13 protein-coding genes are annotated in these 15,375 nt (G+C 70.1%); 12 read left to right on the top strand and 1 reads right to left on the bottom strand.

The genetic code is table 11. From position 1 onward, the window contains the following. The first annotated feature begins 25 nt into the window (after positions 1-25). From tig to ACH4ZX_RS33965, 5 genes are all read left to right on the top strand, one after another. Positions 26-1,447: a trigger factor gene (tig, locus tag ACH4ZX_RS33985; protein ID WP_398281410.1), complete on the top strand. Its 1,422-nt coding sequence runs from the start codon at positions 26-28 to the stop codon at positions 1,445-1,447. A 258-nt stretch (positions 1,448-1,705) separates the two neighbouring features. Then, complete coding sequence (locus tag ACH4ZX_RS33980) at positions 1,706-2,311, top strand: ATP-dependent Clp protease proteolytic subunit (protein WP_398281514.1); 606 nt, start codon at positions 1,706-1,708, stop codon at positions 2,309-2,311. A 70-nt stretch (positions 2,312-2,381) separates the two neighbouring features. Further along, positions 2,382-3,062, top strand: a complete 681-nt coding sequence (locus ACH4ZX_RS33975) for an ATP-dependent Clp protease proteolytic subunit (protein WP_351886790.1) — start codon at positions 2,382-2,384, stop codon at positions 3,060-3,062. A gap of 168 nt (positions 3,063-3,230) precedes the next feature. Next, entirely contained in the window at positions 3,231-4,517 is a 1,287-nt protein-coding gene (gene clpX, locus ACH4ZX_RS33970; protein WP_324785601.1) for an ATP-dependent Clp protease ATP-binding subunit ClpX, read from the top strand. A gap of 199 nt (positions 4,518-4,716) precedes the next feature. Then, entirely contained in the window at positions 4,717-4,983 is a 267-nt protein-coding gene (locus tag ACH4ZX_RS33965; RefSeq protein ID WP_398281407.1) for a hypothetical protein, read from the top strand. 65 nt (positions 4,984-5,048) lie between these two features. On the opposite strand, the gene ACH4ZX_RS33960 is transcribed toward ACH4ZX_RS33965, so the two are convergent. Then, entirely contained in the window at positions 5,049-6,017 is a 969-nt protein-coding gene (locus tag ACH4ZX_RS33960; protein WP_398281404.1) for a hypothetical protein, read from the bottom strand. A 136-nt stretch (positions 6,018-6,153) separates the two neighbouring features. Between ACH4ZX_RS33960 and ACH4ZX_RS33955 the strand changes: the two genes are divergently transcribed. From ACH4ZX_RS33955 to mreD, 7 genes are all read left to right on the top strand, one after another. Further along, entirely contained in the window at positions 6,154-8,805 is a 2,652-nt protein-coding gene (locus tag ACH4ZX_RS33955; protein ID WP_398281401.1) for a valine--tRNA ligase, read from the top strand. A gap of 1,032 nt (positions 8,806-9,837) precedes the next feature. Then, a complete protein-coding gene (locus ACH4ZX_RS33950; protein WP_398281398.1) occupies positions 9,838-11,322 on the top strand; it encodes a bifunctional folylpolyglutamate synthase/dihydrofolate synthase in 1,485 nt (494 codons plus the stop codon). A gap of 4 nt (positions 11,323-11,326) precedes the next feature. Next, complete coding sequence (locus ACH4ZX_RS33945; protein ID WP_360745777.1) at positions 11,327-11,683, top strand: DUF4233 domain-containing protein; 357 nt, start codon at positions 11,327-11,329, stop codon at positions 11,681-11,683. Between the two features lie 67 nt (positions 11,684-11,750). Then, complete coding sequence (ndk, locus tag ACH4ZX_RS33940; RefSeq protein WP_004001296.1) at positions 11,751-12,164, top strand: nucleoside-diphosphate kinase; 414 nt, start codon at positions 11,751-11,753, stop codon at positions 12,162-12,164. A gap of 347 nt (positions 12,165-12,511) precedes the next feature. Continuing rightward, positions 12,512-13,531: a rod shape-determining protein gene (locus ACH4ZX_RS33935; protein WP_006133575.1), complete on the top strand. Its 1,020-nt coding sequence runs from the start codon at positions 12,512-12,514 to the stop codon at positions 13,529-13,531. 169 nt (positions 13,532-13,700) lie between these two features. Beyond that, on the top strand, positions 13,701-14,642 hold the full coding sequence (gene mreC / locus ACH4ZX_RS33930) for a rod shape-determining protein MreC (protein ID WP_398281394.1): 942 nt from the start codon (positions 13,701-13,703) through the stop codon (positions 14,640-14,642). 13 nt (positions 14,643-14,655) lie between these two features. Then, a complete protein-coding gene (gene mreD, locus ACH4ZX_RS33925) occupies positions 14,656-15,336 on the top strand; it encodes a rod shape-determining protein MreD (RefSeq protein ID WP_398281391.1) in 681 nt (226 codons plus the stop codon). Positions 15,337-15,375 lie beyond the last annotated feature (39 nt).

Here is a 15,375-nt window from a genome sequence, read left to right as displayed (position 1 = left end):
AAGTCAGCCACAAGGAGACCGAACCGTGAAGAGCGCCGTGGAGACCCTGAACCCGACCCGGGTTCGGCTCACTGTCGAGGTGCCCTTCGAGGAGCTCAAGGACAGCCTCGACGCGGCGTACAAGAAGATCAACCAGCAGGTCACGGTGAAGGGCTTCCGCAAGGGCAAGATCCCGGCCCGCGTCATCGACCAGCGGTTCGGCCGCGGTGCGGTCCTGGAGGAGGCGGTCAACGACGCGCTTCCGAAGTTCTACACCGAGGCGGTCAACGAGGCCGAGCTCTCCGTCCTGGGCCAGCCCGAGGTCGACATCACCGAGCTGAAGGACGGCGAGACGCTGAACTTCACCGCCGAGGTCGACGTCCGCCCGGCCCTCGAGATCCCGGACTACTCCGGCATCGAGGTCGAGGTCGACGCCGTCGAGGTGACCGACGAGGACGTCGAGAAGTCGGTCGAGCAGCTCCGCGAGCGCTTCGCCTCGACCTCCCCGGTCGAGCGCGCCGCCGAGGACGGCGACGTCGTCACCATCGACCTCGAGGCCAAGGTCGACGGCGAGGTCCTCGAGGACGGCGTGGCCACCGGCGTCTCCTACACCATCGGCTCCGGCGAGCTGCTCGACGGCATCGACGACGCCGTCAAGGGCCTGTCCGCCGGCGAGGAGGCCACCTTCACCTCCGAGCTCAAGGGCGGCTCCGCGGCCGGCAAGGAGGCCGAGGTCACCGTCAAGGTCACCCAGGTCGCCGCGCGTGAACTGCCCGAGCTGGACGACGAGTTCGCGCAGCTCGCCTCCGAGTTCGACACCCTCGAGGAGCTGAAGGCCGACAGCCGCAAGCGCCTGGAGAACATGAAGCAGTACGACCAGGCCACGCAGGCCCAGGAGCGCGTCCTGGAGAAGCTGCTGGAGCTCGTCGAGGTGCCCGTCCCCGAGAAGCTGCTCGAGGACGAGATCAACACCCGCAAGCACAACCTCGAGCACCACCAGCTCGGCCAGATGGGCCTCGACCTCGAGAAGTACCTCGAGATCCAGGGCAAGACCGCCGAGGAGTTCGAGGACGAGACCCGCGAAGCCGCGATCAAGGGCATCAAGACCCAGTTCGTGCTCGACGAGCTGGTCAAGCAGGAGAAGCTGAACGTCAACCAGGAGGAGCTCACCGAGCACCTCATGCGCCGCGCTGCCTCCTCCGGCATGTCCCCCGACCAGTTCGCGCAGGCCGTCGTCGAGGGCGGCCAGGTGCCGCTCCTGGTCGGCGAGGTCGCCCGCGGCAAGGCCCTGGCCGTCGTGGTCGAGAAGGCCACGGTGAAGGACACCAACGGCGAGATCATCGACCTGGACGACGAGGACGAGGCCGACGAGGCCGCCGAGGCCGCGGAAGGCACCGAGGCCGAGGCCGCCGCGGAGACGGCCGACGCCGCCGCCGAGGACGAGGCCGCGGAGAAGACCGAGGGCTGACGCCCACGGCGCCGCACACGCCGCAGGACGGGCCCCGGGTCATCGGATGACCCGGGGCCCGTCCGTCTCCCGGCGAGGCGCTACGCCCCCGGCGAACACCCCCCTGTGCGGGATTCTCCGAAGGGACCCGCGCGTTAGGGTCCATGAGTACGGGGGCAGGGGTGTCGGCGAACCGAACCGCCGGACGGCCCCCGGCAGGGAAACGTGAGACGGCCCGGCGCCGTCGTAAGACGAGCAGGTGGATACGTGACGAATCTGATGCCCTCCGCCGCCGGCGAGCCTTCCATCGGTGGTGGCCTCGGCGACCAGGTCTACAACCGGCTGCTCAACGAGCGGATCATCTTCCTCGGCCAGCCGGTCGACGACGACATCGCCAACAAGATCACCGCGCAGCTGCTGCTCCTTGCCGCCGACCCGGACAAGGACATCTACCTCTACATCAACAGCCCCGGCGGCTCGATCACGGCCGGCATGGCGATCTACGACACCATGCAGTACATCAAGAACGACGTGGTGACGATCGCCATGGGCCTCGCCGCCTCGATGGGCCAGTTCCTGCTCAGCGCGGGCACGCCGGGCAAGCGCTTCGCGCTCCCGAACGCCGAGATCCTGATCCACCAGCCCTCCGCCGGCCTGGCCGGCTCGGCCTCCGACATCAAGATCCACGCCGAGCGGCTGCTGCACACCAAGAAGCGCATGGCCGAGCTGACGGCCTTCCACACGGGTCAGTCGGTGGAGCAGATCACCCGCGACTCCGACCGCGACCGCTGGTTCGACGCCGACGAGGCCAAGGCATACGGCCTCATCGACGAGGTCATCACCACGGCCGCCAACATGCCGGGCGGCGGCGGCACCGGGGCCTGAGCCCCGCACGGGGACCGGAACGCCCCCACGCAGCCCCCAGCCGACCGCCTCAGCCCCTAGGAGACAGACAGTGAACGACTTCCCCGGCAGCGGCCTGTACGACCGCGCACGAGCCGAGCTCACGGTGCCCGTCGCCGAGTCCCGGTACGTCATCCCGCGCTTCGTCGAGCGCACCTCGCAGGGCATCCGCGAGTACGACCCGTACGCGAAGCTGTTCGAGGAGCGCGTGATCTTCCTCGGCGTGCAGATCGACGACGCCTCCGCCAACGACGTCATGGCGCAGCTGCTGTGCCTGGAGTCGATGGACCCCGACCGGGACATCTCGGTCTACATCAACAGCCCCGGCGGCTCCTTCACCGCGCTCACGGCCATCTACGACACGATGCAGTTCGTGAAGCCGGACATCCAGACGGTCTGCATGGGCCAGGCTGCCTCCGCCGCGGCCGTCCTGCTGGCCGCCGGCACGCCCGGCAAGCGCATGGCGCTGCCGAACGCCCGCGTGCTGATCCACCAGCCCTACAGCGAGACCGGCCGCGGCCAGGTCTCCGACCTGGAGATCGCGGCCAACGAGATCCTGCGGATGCGCTCGCAGCTGGAGGAGATGCTGGCCAAGCACTCCACCACGCCGATCGAGAAGATCCGCGAGGACATCGAGCGCGACAAGATCCTCACGGCCGAGGACGCCCTGTCGTACGGCCTGATCGACCAGATCATCTCGACCCGGAAGATGAACAACGCGGCCGTCCGCTGACGCGGAGGCTGTATTGTCTGCCGCTCCTTGGCACGGTCACGTCCAAGTGAACCGTGCCAAGGGGGGCCCGGACGGGGGGCTCGGCAAGGTACCGTCGACATAAGGCAGCACCAGGAGCCGCTGGACTTTTAACATCCAGGCGTCTCCCAGGCGAAGGGGAAGCACACCGTGGCACGCATCGGTGACGGCGGCGATCTGCTCAAGTGCTCGTTCTGCGGCAAGAGCCAGAAGCAGGTCAAGAAGCTCATCGCAGGGCCTGGTGTGTACATCTGCGACGAGTGCATCGATCTCTGCAACGAGATCATCGAGGAGGAGCTCGCCGAGACCAGCGAGGTGCGCTGGGAGGAGCTCCCCAAGCCGCGCGAGATCTACGAGTTCCTCGAGGGCTACGTCGTCGGCCAGGAGGCCGCGAAGAAGGCCCTGTCCGTGGCGGTCTACAACCACTACAAGCGCGTCCAGGCCGGCGAGAACGGCGGCGGCAGCGGCCGTGACGACGCGATCGAGCTGGCGAAGTCCAACATCCTGCTGCTGGGCCCCACGGGCTCCGGCAAGACCCTCCTCGCCCAGACGCTGGCGCGCATGCTGAACGTCCCGTTCGCGATCGCCGACGCCACCGCGCTGACGGAGGCCGGGTACGTCGGCGAGGACGTCGAGAACATCCTGCTGAAGCTGATCCAGGCGGCCGACTACGACGTCAAGAAGGCCGAGACGGGCATCATCTACATCGACGAGATCGACAAGGTCGCCCGCAAGAGCGAGAACCCGTCGATCACCCGCGACGTCTCCGGCGAGGGCGTCCAGCAGGCCCTGCTGAAGATCCTGGAGGGCACCACGGCCTCGGTCCCGCCGCAGGGCGGCCGCAAGCACCCGCACCAGGAGTTCATCCAGATCGACACGACGAACGTCCTGTTCATCGTGGGCGGCGCGTTCGCGGGCCTGGAGAAGATCATCGAGTCCCGGGCGGGCGCCAAGGGCATCGGCTTCGGCGCGACGATCCGCTCCAAGCGCGAGCTGGAGGCCAAGGACCAGTTCGAGGACGTCATGCCCGAGGACCTGGTCAAGTTCGGCATGATCCCCGAGTTCATCGGCCGCCTGCCCGTCATCACCTCGGTCCACAACCTGGACCGCGAGGCCCTCCTGCAGATCCTGGTCGAGCCGCGCAACGCCCTCGTCAAGCAGTACCAGCGCCTGTTCGAACTCGACGGCGTGGAGCTGGACTTCGAGCGCGAGGCGCTGGAGGCCATCGCCGACCAGGCGATCCTCCGCCAGACCGGCGCGCGCGGCCTGCGCGCCATCATGGAGGAAGTCCTCATGTCCGTGATGTACGAGGTCCCGTCCCGCAAGGACGTGGCCCGCGTCGTCATCACGGCGGACGTCGTCCACTCCAACGTGAACCCGACCCTGATCCCGAGGGACGCCCGCGGCCGGGGACCGGGAGAGCAGAAGACGGCGTAGCCGTTCCCGCAAGTCTGCAGGCAGTGCCCGGTGCTCGTGAAGCACCGGGCACTTCGTCTTCTCCAGCCACCCGACGGAGTAATCACGTCATGTTCCCGCAGGCTCTCGGGATGACCTCTCACTCATGATCTAGTAACCCCGACCGCATCGATCAGTGCGAGTGATCGATGGAATGGAAACGGGAGGAATCTTGAGGCAGATGAGTAGCAAGAGACTTCTGGCCGCAATCGCGGTCAGCGCCGCGACGCTGGTCGTGCCCGTGGCGATCGCCACGCCGGCGAGTGCCGACCAGAGCCGGTGCGTGAACTACATAGGTGATCAGGGCTACATCGTCGGTCCGAAGGTGAAGGCCGCCTGCAGCCACAGCCCGCTCATCCCCGGGTCGCCCAACCCGAACTGCTACGTCGGCCTGGTGAACCTCGGCGTCAGGAACGCTCACGCAATGACTGCCTGCCTGCGCGCCTGAGCAGCCTGCCTGCGCGAGAAGAGGGGGCGCCTGCCGTGAGGCCGGCGCCCCCTCGGTGCAGTCGGCTATGCCTTGACGCGCACGTCCTTGCGGACCTTGGCCGTGAGGTCGGCGGCCTCTTCCATCGAAGTGCTCTTGCCCGAGGCCAGGGCAGCCACGTCGTAGGACAGCACGTAAGTGAGCGTGCTGTGGTCCCCCCAGATGCAGAACGGCATCGTCATGGTCTGGCCGGCTTCCTTGGTCTCGACCTCCTGGCACTTCATGACGCCGTTTTCGAAGCCTGCGGGCTTGAACTCCTTCGGGCTGCCCACGAGCTTGCCGTCCGAGGACGAGGAGTCCTTCTCGGACTCCGTCTTCATCTGGGCGAACATGGCGTCGACGACCTTTGCGGGATCGTCGATGGTGCCGTAGACGCCCGCGAACATCAGGCTCTTCTGAGTGAGGTCCGATCCCGAGGAGTAAGCCGCGCTGACATCCTTGGGATTGTGCACGCCCCACGACTCGGCGTCCTTGATGTCGTCGTCGGTCATCCCGCCGGCCGCGGAGTCGTTGCCCTTCTTGTACTGCCCGTCGAGGATGGTCGCCGGCGTCGTCAGCTTGTGCGGGCCGTCGTCGGCGACGTCCGAGCCGCTGCCCCCGCTGCCGCCGCTGCTCGAGCCGAGCAGGACGGCCGCGCCCACCGCGATCGCCGCCACGACCGCCACCGCGCCGATGATCAGGCCGGTCTTCTTCTTGCCGCCGCCGGGCATCGGCGGCTGGGGCATGCCGTAGGGGGGCTGGCCGTACGGGGGCTGCTGACCGTACTGCGGCTGCTGGCCGTACGGGTTCGGCTGCGGGGGCATGCCCTGCGAGGGGATGGGCTGCGTGGGAGGCTGCTGGGGGAACCCGTAGCCGGGCTGCCCCTGCGGCGGCTGCTGGGGGTAGCCGTAGCCGGGCTGGGGGGCCTGCGGCTGCTGGCCGTAGGGGCCCGGCTGGCCGTACGGCCCGGGCTGCTGAGGCTGCCCGCCGTACGGGCCCGGCTGGTTCTGACTCATTACTGGGTTCCCCTCCAGATGCTTATGTGGTCCTGACATCCTGGCGCAGAGCCGGGGCGTACACCGCATCGGGGGGCGCACCGTTACAGAACAAAGGCGTTTCGAGACAGCCCTGCGACACCTCTAAACTGAGCCCGTGACCGAGAACGCTCAGCAGCAGCCATCAGCGCCCGACACCGAACTGCCGACCCAGTACGCGCCGGCCGACGTAGAGGGGCCGCTGTACGAGCGCTGGGTAGAGCGGGGCTACTTCGAGGCGGACGCCAAGAGCGACAAGCCGCCGTACACCATCGTCATCCCGCCGCCGAACGTCACCGGCAGCCTGCACCTCGGGCACGCCTTCGAGCACACGCTCATCGACGCGCTGACCCGCCGCAAGCGCATGCAGGGCTACGAGACGCTGTGGCAGCCCGGCATGGACCACGCCGGCATCGCCACGCAGAACGTCGTCGAGCGCGAGCTGGGCAAGGAGGGCAAGTCCCGCCACGACCTCGGGCGGGAAGCCTTCGTCGAGCGCGTCTGGCAGTGGAAGGCCGAGTCCGGCGGCCAGATCAGCGGCCAGATGCGCCGCCTCGGCGACGGCGTCGCCTGGTCCCGTGAGCGCTTCACCATGGACGAGGGGCTCTCCCAGGCCGTCCAGACCATCTTCAAGCGCCTCTACGACGACGAGCTGATCTACCGCGCCGAGCGCATCATCAACTGGTGCCCGCGCTGTCTGACGGCCATCTCCGACATCGAGGTCGACTACCAGGAGGACGACGGCGAGCTGGTCAGCATGAAGTACGGGGACGGGGACGACTCCATCGTCGTCGCCACCACCCGTGCCGAGACGATGCTGGGCGACACCGCCGTCGCCGTCCACCCGGACGACGAGCGCTACCGCCACCTGGTCGGCAAGCTGATCAGGCTGCCGCTGACCGACCGCTCCATCCCGGTCGTCGCCGACACCCACGTCGACCCGGAGTTCGGCACGGGCGCCGTCAAGGTCACCCCGGCCCACGACCCGAACGACTTCGAGATCGGGCAGCGCCACGGCCTGCCGTCCCTGACGATCATGGACGAGCACGCCGTCATCACCGCCCACGGCCCCTTCCAGGGCCTGGACCGGCTGGAGGCCCGCTCCGCCATCGTCGCCGCGCTGCGCGCCGAGGGCCGGATCGTCGCCGAGAAGCGGCCCTACGTCCACTCCGTCGGGCACTGCTCGCGCTGCAAGACCACCATCGAGCCGCGCCTGTCCATGCAGTGGTGGGTCAAGGTCGGCCCGCTGGCGAAGGCGGCCGGTGACGCCGTCCGCGAGGGCAAGGTCAAGATCCACCCGCAGGAGATGGAGAAGCGGTACTTCGACTGGGTCGACAACCTCCACGACTGGTGCATCTCGCGCCAGCTGTGGTGGGGTCACCGCATCCCGGTCTGGTACGGCCCGGACGGCGAGGTCGTCTGCGTCGGCCCCGACGAGGAGCCGCCGTCCGGCGAGGGCTGGCGTCAGGACACCGACGTCCTCGACACCTGGTTCTCCTCCGGGCTCTGGCCCTTCTCCACCCTCGGCTGGCCCGAACAGACCGAGTCGCTCGCGAAGTTCTACCCGAACTCCGTCCTGGTCACCGGCTACGACATCCTCTTCTTCTGGGTCGCCCGGATGATGATGTTCGGCCTGTACGCGATGGACGGCACCCCGCCGTTCCACACCATCGCCCTGCACGGCATGGTCCGCGACCAGTTCGGCAAGAAGATGTCCAAGTCCTTCGGCAACGCGGTCAATCCGCTGGACTGGATGGACAAGTACGGCTCCGACGCACTGCGGTTCACCCTCGCGCGCGGCGCCAACCCCGGCGTCGACGTCCCGATCGGCGAGGACTGGGTCCAGGGCTCCCGCAACTTCGCCAACAAGATCTGGAACGCCACCCGGTTCGCCCTGATGAACGGCGCGACGGTGGACGGCCCGCTGCCGGCGCCGGAGAAGATGTCGGCCACCGACCGCTGGATCCTCTCCCGCCTGAACTCCGTCGTCGCCGAAGTCGACGCGTACTACGACGACTACCAGTTCGCCAAGCTCTCCGACGCCCTCTTCCACTTCGCCTGGGACGAGGTCTTCGACTGGTACGTCGAGCTGTCCAAGACGACGTTCCAGGCGGGCGGCGAGGCGGCCGAGGTCAGCAAGCGGGTCCTCGGCGAGGTCCTGGACGTCACCCTCAGGCTGCTGCACCCGGTGGTCCCGTTCGTCACCGAGACCCTGTGGACGACGCTGACCGGCGGCGAGTCCGTCGTCATCGCCGAGTGGCCGACCGCTGTGCTGGTTCCCGGTGCTGACGCACCGGGCGGCTTCCGGGACGCCGACGCCGAGCGGGAGATCGAGAGCCTGCAGTCGGTCATCACCGAGGTCCGCCGCTTCCGCGCCGACCAGGGCCTCCAGCCCGGCCAGCGGGTGCCGGCCCGGCTGACCCTGGACGGCACGCCGTTCGCGGCGCACGAGGCCGCCGTCCGCCAGCTGCTGCGCCTGCAGCCCGAGGGCGACAACTTCACGGCCACGGCCACCCTGCCGGTCGCCGGCGCCGAGGTCGCCCTCGACCTCTCCGGCACGATCGACGTGGCCGCCGAGCGCAAGCGGCTGGCGAAGGACCTGGCGGCGGCGCAGAAGGAGCGCCAGCAGGCCGAGGCCAAGCTGGGCAACGAGGCGTTCCTCGCCAAGGCCCCGGAGCCCGTCGTGGACAAGATCCGCACGCGGCTGGCCAAGGCCGAGGAGGACATCGCCCGCATCGAGGCCCAGCTGGAACGCCTGCCGCAGGCCTGAGCACCGAGTGCCGCACAGGAGCCCCCCGCCGAGGCGGGGGGCTCCGCCCACCTGTGGGCGCGGGGCAACGGCGACAGCGCCCCCGACGACCACGATCACCGGCAGCCGCCTGGACGTCCTGACCCCGGCCCCGGGCGCCCCGGCCCCGGCCGCGGCCGCGGCCGCCCCGGCGGCAGTCGCCTGGCTGCCCTGGCCCTGGCCCCCTGGCGCAGTTGCCCGGCCGCCCCGGCCGCCCTGGCTCCAACCGCCCCGGGCCCGATCGCACCGGTCCTGGCCGCCCGGCTCCGGCCGCAGTCGCCCCGCCGCCTTGGCCGCAGTTGCCCGGCCGCCCCGGCCGCAGTCGCCTGACCACCCCGCCCCCAGCCCTGGCCGCAGTCGCCCCTGCCGCCCCGGCGCCAACCGCCCCGGCTCCAACCGCCCCGGGCCCGATCGCACCGGTCCTGGCCCCGATCGCACCGGCCCCGGCCGTCCCGGCCCTGATCCTTCGGCGCCCGGTTCTTCGGTCACCTTGCACATCGGTCACCCCGGCCCTTCGGCCACCGAGTCTCTCGGTCTCTCGGTATCCCGGCCTCTCGGCACCCCGCACCCCGCACCCCGCACCCGGGCCCTCTCGGCCCTCTGCCTCTCTGGCGTCCGGAGTCTCGGGCTACCCGGTTTCTGGGGCGTCCCGCGCCTCGGGCCACCGGGTGCGGCGAGCCTCGGTCGCCCTGCGTCTCGCGCGTCCGGTGCCTCCGACGCCCGGCCTCTGGGGGCATCGGGTGCCCTGCCCGCCCGGCCTCTTCGGCGTCCCGCGCCTCGCTTGCCCGGCCTCTTCGGCGTCCCGCGCCTCGCTTGCCCGGCCTCTCCGGCGTCCCGCGCCTCGCCCGCCCGGCCTCTCCGGCGTCCCCTGCCTCGGACACCCTGCCTCCCGGGCATCCCGCGCGCGCCTCGCGCACCCGGCCCCTCCGGCATCCCGCGCCTCGGGGCCCGCCCCCGTCGCCCGGCCACCGAGGCAGCGCCGACTTCGCCTTCGCGGCTCCGTAGACTGGCCGCGTGAGTGAGAGCGATCCCTTCGACGAGATCATCGACGCCGAGACCGACCGCGACCCCGATCTCGCCGTGATCGAGGCCGGCAGCCGCACCCTGCGCACCCAGGGCGGCCCGCCGCAGGCCGACGTGCCCGCGCGCCCGGAGGACCCCGAGGTGGACAAGGCGCTCCGGGAGGTCGAGGCGGAGCTCGCCACCCGCTGGGGCGAGACCAAGCTGGAGCCCTCGGTCAGCCGTATCTCCGCGCTGATGGACGTGCTGGGCGAGCCGCAGCGGTCGTACCCCTCGATCCACATCACCGGCACCAACGGCAAGACCTCCACCGCCCGCATGATCGAGGCCCTCCTCGGCGCCTTCGAGCTGCGCACCGGCCGCTACACCTCGCCGCACGTCCAGTCGATCACCGAGCGGATCAGCCTGGACGGCGCCCCGATCTCCGCCGAGCGGTTCATCGAGACCTACCGGGACGTCAAGCCCTACGTCGAGATGGTCGACTCCCAGCAGGAGTACCGCCTGTCGTTCTTCGAGGTGCTCACCGGCATGGCCTACGCCGCGTTCGCCGACGCGCCCGTGGACGTGGCCGTCGTCGAGGTCGGCATGGGCGGCAGCTGGGACGCCACCAACGTGATCGACGGGGACGTCGCCGTGGTCACGCCGATCGACCTCGACCACACCGACCGGCTCGGCGGGACGCCCGGCGAGATCGCCGGCGAGAAGGCCGGCATCATCAAGCAGGACGCGACCGTGATCATGGCCCAGCAGCCGGTGGACGCGGCGCAGGTGCTGCTGAAGAAGGCCGTCGGGGTGGACGCCACCGTGGCCCGCGAGGGCCTGGAGTTCGGCGTCGTCGCCCGGCAGGTCGCCGTCGGCGGGCAGCTGGTCACCCTGCGCGGCCTGGGCGGCGAGTACCCCGAGGTGTACCTGCCGCTGCACGGCGCGCACCAGGCGCACAACGCGGCCGTGGCGCTCGCCGCCGTCGAGGCGTTCTTCGGCGTCGGCGCCGCCCGCGCCGAACCGCTGGACATCGACACCGTCCGCAAGGCGTTCGCGGCCGTCTCCTCGCCGGGCCGCATGGAGGTCGTGCGGCGCTCGCCCACCGTCGTCCTGGACGCCGCCCACAACCCGGCGGGCGCCCGCGTCACCGCCGAGGCGGTGCAGGAGGCGTTCGACTTCAGCCGCCTCGTCGGCGTGGTCGGCGCGAGCGGCGACAAGAACGTCCGCGGGCTGCTTGAGGCGTTCGAGCCGATCTTCGCCGAGGTCGTCGTCACCCAGAACTCCAGCCACCGCGCCATGGGCGCGGACGAGCTGGCCGCGATCGCCGTCGAGGTGTTCGGCGAGGAGCGCGTCCAGGTCGAGCCGCGGCTGCCGGACGCCCTGGAGGCCGCCATCACGCTTGCCGAGGAGGAGGGCGAGTTCGCCGGCGGCGGCGTCCTCGTCACCGGCTCCGTCATCACCGTCGGCGAGGCCCGACTGCTCCTGGGAAGGGGCTGACCCCGTGCGCGTGCTGTGTTCCTCGACCCTGATCGGCGAGTTCTTCGTCATCGGCTTCGCCGGGCTGGTCGCGATGAAGGATCCCGCGCTGTCCATGACGACCGTGTGGACCGTCAGCGGCGTCGCGATGCTGCTGTGCCTGCTGCTGTGCGGCTTCGTCACCCGTCCGGGCGGCGTCGTGCTGGGCTGGGTCCTGCAGGCCGCCCTGATCGCCTCCGGCTTCGCCGTCCCGACGATGTTCTTCCTGGGCGCCGTCTTCGCCGCCCTGTGGTGGGCGTCGGTGCACTACGGACGGAAGATCGACGAGGCGAAGGCGAGATTCGCGGCACAGTCGGACTCCTCGACCCCTGACGCTGTGTAACAGGTGCCCGGACACGCCCTGTAGCCTCGTCCCACCGCACACCTGGCAGGAAATAAGGAGCCTTCCCGTGACCCAGCGCACCCTCGTCCTCCTCAAGCCCGACGCCGTCCGTCGCGGCCTGACCGGCGAGATCATCAGCCGCATCGAGCGCAAGGCCGGCTGGCAGATCACCGCGCTGGAACTGCGCACCCTGGACCAGGAGACGCTGGAGCAGCACTACGGCGAGCACAAGGGCAAGCCGTTCTACGAGCCGCTGGTCGAGTTCATGGCCTCCGGCCCGGTCGTCGCGCTGATCGTGGAGGGCGAGCGGGTCATCGAGGGGCTGCGGCAGCTGGCCGGCCCGACCGACCCGATCGCCGCCGCGCCCGGCTCCATCCGCGGCGACTACGGCGTCATCGTCCGCGAGAACCTGATCCACGCCTCCGACTCCGAGGAGTCCGCCGAGCGCGAGGTGAAGATCTTCTTCCCGGGCCGCGCGTAACCCCGATACCGTAATCCCCATTCCGTAACCCCACCCCGCACGCGTCCCGCGTGCAACGCCGCGCGCATTCCGCGCGCGGCGCCTGCGTCAGCACAAGCGGAGGGTGCGGTGCCGCGGCACCGCACCCTCGTGCATACCCGGCGGCGTTCGAGGGAACGAGTGCCCCCGAACGCCCGTCTCCACAAGCGGAGCCGCGCATCATCTGCTGACAATGGCGAAGACCCTCCCGCAGTGTTCGCGAAGGCGCGTCTACGATGTAAGCCTTCACGTCACCGCACCCGCTTCGCCGACCTGAAAAGCCCTCAAAAGCTCCCAGGAAGGCCAGACGAATCCTGATGGGGAACTCAATGTCGTTCATCGGCCGTGACATGGCTGTCGACCTCGGGACCGCCAACACGCTGGTGTACGTCAGGGGTCGCGGGATCGTACTCAACGAGCCGTCCGTCGTCGCGATCAACACGAACACCGGTGGCATTCTCGCGGTCGGCGCCGAAGCGAAGAAGATGATCGGGCGCACGCCCGGCAACATCGTCGCGGTGCGTCCGCTGAAGGACGGCGTGATCGCCGACTTCGAGATCACCGAGCGGATGCTCCGCTACTTCATCCTGAAGATCCACAAGCGGAGGTATCTGGCTCGTCCGCGGGTCGTCGTCTGCGTGCCCTCCGGCATCACCGGCGTCGAGCGCCGCGCCGTCATCGAGGCGTCGTCCCAGGCCGGCGCCCGGCAGGTGCACATCATCGAGGAGCCCATGGCCGCGGCCATCGGCTCCGGCCTGCCGGTCCACGAGGCCACGGGCAACATGGTCGTGGACATCGGCGGCGGTACCACGGAGGTCGCGGTGATCTCCCTCGGCGGCATCGTCACCGCCCAGTCCATCCGCGTCGCCGGCGACGAACTGGACAACGCGATCATCCAGCACATCAAGAAGGAGTACTCGCTGCTGCTGGGTGAGCGGACGGCCGAACAGATCAAGATCACGATCGGTTCGGCGTACGACCTCGACACCGACGAGCACACCGAGATCCGCGGCCGGGACCTCGTCTCCGGGCTGCCCAAGACCGTCGTCATCTCCGCCGCCGAAGTGCGCAAGGCGATCGAGGAGCCCGTCAACGCGATCGTCGACGCCGTCAAGACGACCCTCGACAAGTGCCCGCCGGAGCTGTCCGGCGACATCATGGACCGCGGCATCGTGCTGACCGGCGGCGGCGCCCTGCTGCGCGGACTCGACGAGCGGCTGCGCCGCGAGACGGGCATGCCGATCCACATCGCCGAGGACCCGCTGGACAGCGTGGCGCTCGGCTCGGGCAAGTGCGTCGAGGAGTTCGAGGCGCTCCAGCAGGTGCTGGACGCCCAGCCGCGCAGATGACCCACCTCTTCGATTCCGCCGTACGAGACGATCTCCTCTCGTACGGCGGATCGTTGATATAGAGGCAGTTGACATGGAGGCAGTTGCCGCAGAGGCATATGCTCGCCCCGATTCACCATCACATTTCCCAACAACCGCATTCCTATGAGGAAGGGCACGGCCGCCGCACGTGAGGGACACACGAGAGAGCCGGCTGCTCCTGGTGCTGCTGATCGCCATCGCGTTCGCGCTGATCACGGTGGACATCCGCGGCGGAGAGGACTCGCCGGTCGACGGTGCCCGCCAGGCGGCGGCCACCGTCTTCGGCCCGATCGAGAACGGCGTGTCCGCCGCGGTCGACCCGGTCGGCAACGCCGTCTCCGCGATCCGGGACTCCGGTGAGCGGCACGACCGGCTCGCCCGGCTGGAGAAGGAGAACGCGGCCCTCAAGGCGAAGCTCGGCAGCGACGACCGCAGCCGCAGCCGCCTGAAGCAGCTCGACAAGATGCTGAAGCTCGCGGGCCAGGGCCAGTACGGCATCAAGGGCGCCGAGGTCATCGCCATCGGGGCGGCCCAGGGCTTCTCCTGGACCATCACCATCGACGTCGGCGCGGGCGACGGCATCAGACGCGACATGACCGTGCTCAACGGCGACGGTCTGGTCGGCCGCGTCACCACCGTCGGCCCCGACACCTCCACCGTCCTGCTCGCCAACGACCCCGACTTCACCGTCGGCGCCCGCATGGAGAACAGCGACGAACTCGGCTTCGCCGCCGGGCAGGGCGACCGCCCGATGCGCGTCGAACTCCTCAACGGCAAGGCCGAGGTGAAGAAGGGCGACCGCCTGGCCACCTTCGGCTCCCAGGCCGACAAGCCCTTCGTGCCCGGCGTCCCGGTCGGCGTCGTCTCCCGCGTCGACCCCTCCGGCGGCGGCCTCACCCGCACCCTCTACGTCACGCCGTACGTCAGCTTCACCAAGCTCGACGTCGTCGGCGTCGTCGTGGAGGCCCCGAAGAAGGACCCGCGCGACACGGTGCTGCCGAAGAAGCCCAAGCCCACCCCGAGGCCGACGGTCACCGTCACGGTCACCCCGTCAGCCGGCGCGCCCGCCGACGGCCAGTCCCAGCAGTAGGAGCTGATTCCCCGTGCGCGTCAACCGGATCCTGCTCGCCTCGGTGCTCGTCGCCGTCGCCCTGGTGATCCAGGTGAGCGTCCTCGCCCGCCTCCACCTGCCCGGCGCCGTCCCCGACCTGCTGCTGCTCACCGTCCTCGGCCTCGCCATGGTCTACGGCCACGTCGGCGGCGCCCTCATCGGCTTCGGCGCCGGCCTGCTCGCCGACCTCGCCCCGCCCGCCGACCACGCCGCCGGCCGCTACGCCCTGGTGCTGTGCGTCATCGGCTACTGCGCGGGCCTGATGAAACCGGAGAACGGGCGGCTGAAGTCCGCCGCCGGCCCCATGCTCACCGTGGTCGTCGCGGCGATCGGCTCGACCCTGCTGTACGCGGGCGTCGGCGCCCTCGTCGGCGACACCGCCGCCCGCCACGTCGGCCTGCCCGGCCTGATGTTCACCGCGGCCCTGTACGACCTGTTGCTCGCCCCGTTCGTGGTCCCCGGGATCATGGCCCTGGCCCGGCGCGCTGAGAACGACCCGCTCGCCGACAGCACCTCCGCCGCCAAGAAGAGCGCCGACATCTCCTCCGGCTGGATCTCCACCGGCACCGGCCTGAAGATCGGCGGGCAGCGCGGCGGCCTCGGCGGCCTGAAGACCAAGGCCCGTACCCGCAGCACGCGCGTGGGCCGCATCAAGGGGGTCAAGCGGCTGTGACGACACGGCAGTTGCCCGCCGCGGGGCCTCACAGGTCCG

Source organism: Streptomyces sp. NPDC020490, from assembly GCF_044335305.1.
Classification (GTDB): Bacteria; Actinomycetota; Actinomycetes; order Streptomycetales; family Streptomycetaceae; genus Streptomyces.
Note: the sequence above shows the minus strand (reverse complement) of the source record. Positions and strands in the feature narration are given on the sequence as shown.

What these genes read in the sequence shown, in the direction of transcription:
- ACH4ZX_RS33980 (WP_398281514.1), top strand. Translation starts at nt 1,706, where the DNA reads ATGCCCTCCGCCGCCGGCGAGCCTTCCATCGGTGGTGGCCTCGGCGAC.
- ACH4ZX_RS33965 (WP_398281407.1), top strand. Translation starts at nt 4,717, where the DNA reads ATGAGTAGCAAGAGACTTCTGGCCGCAATCGCGGTCAGCGCCGCGACG.
- ACH4ZX_RS33960 (WP_398281404.1), bottom strand. Translation starts at nt 6,017, where the DNA reads ATGAGTCAGAACCAGCCGGGCCCGTACGGCGGGCAGCCTCAGCAGCCC.
- ACH4ZX_RS33935 (WP_006133575.1), top strand. Translation starts at nt 12,512, where the DNA reads ATGTCGTTCATCGGCCGTGACATGGCTGTCGACCTCGGGACCGCCAAC.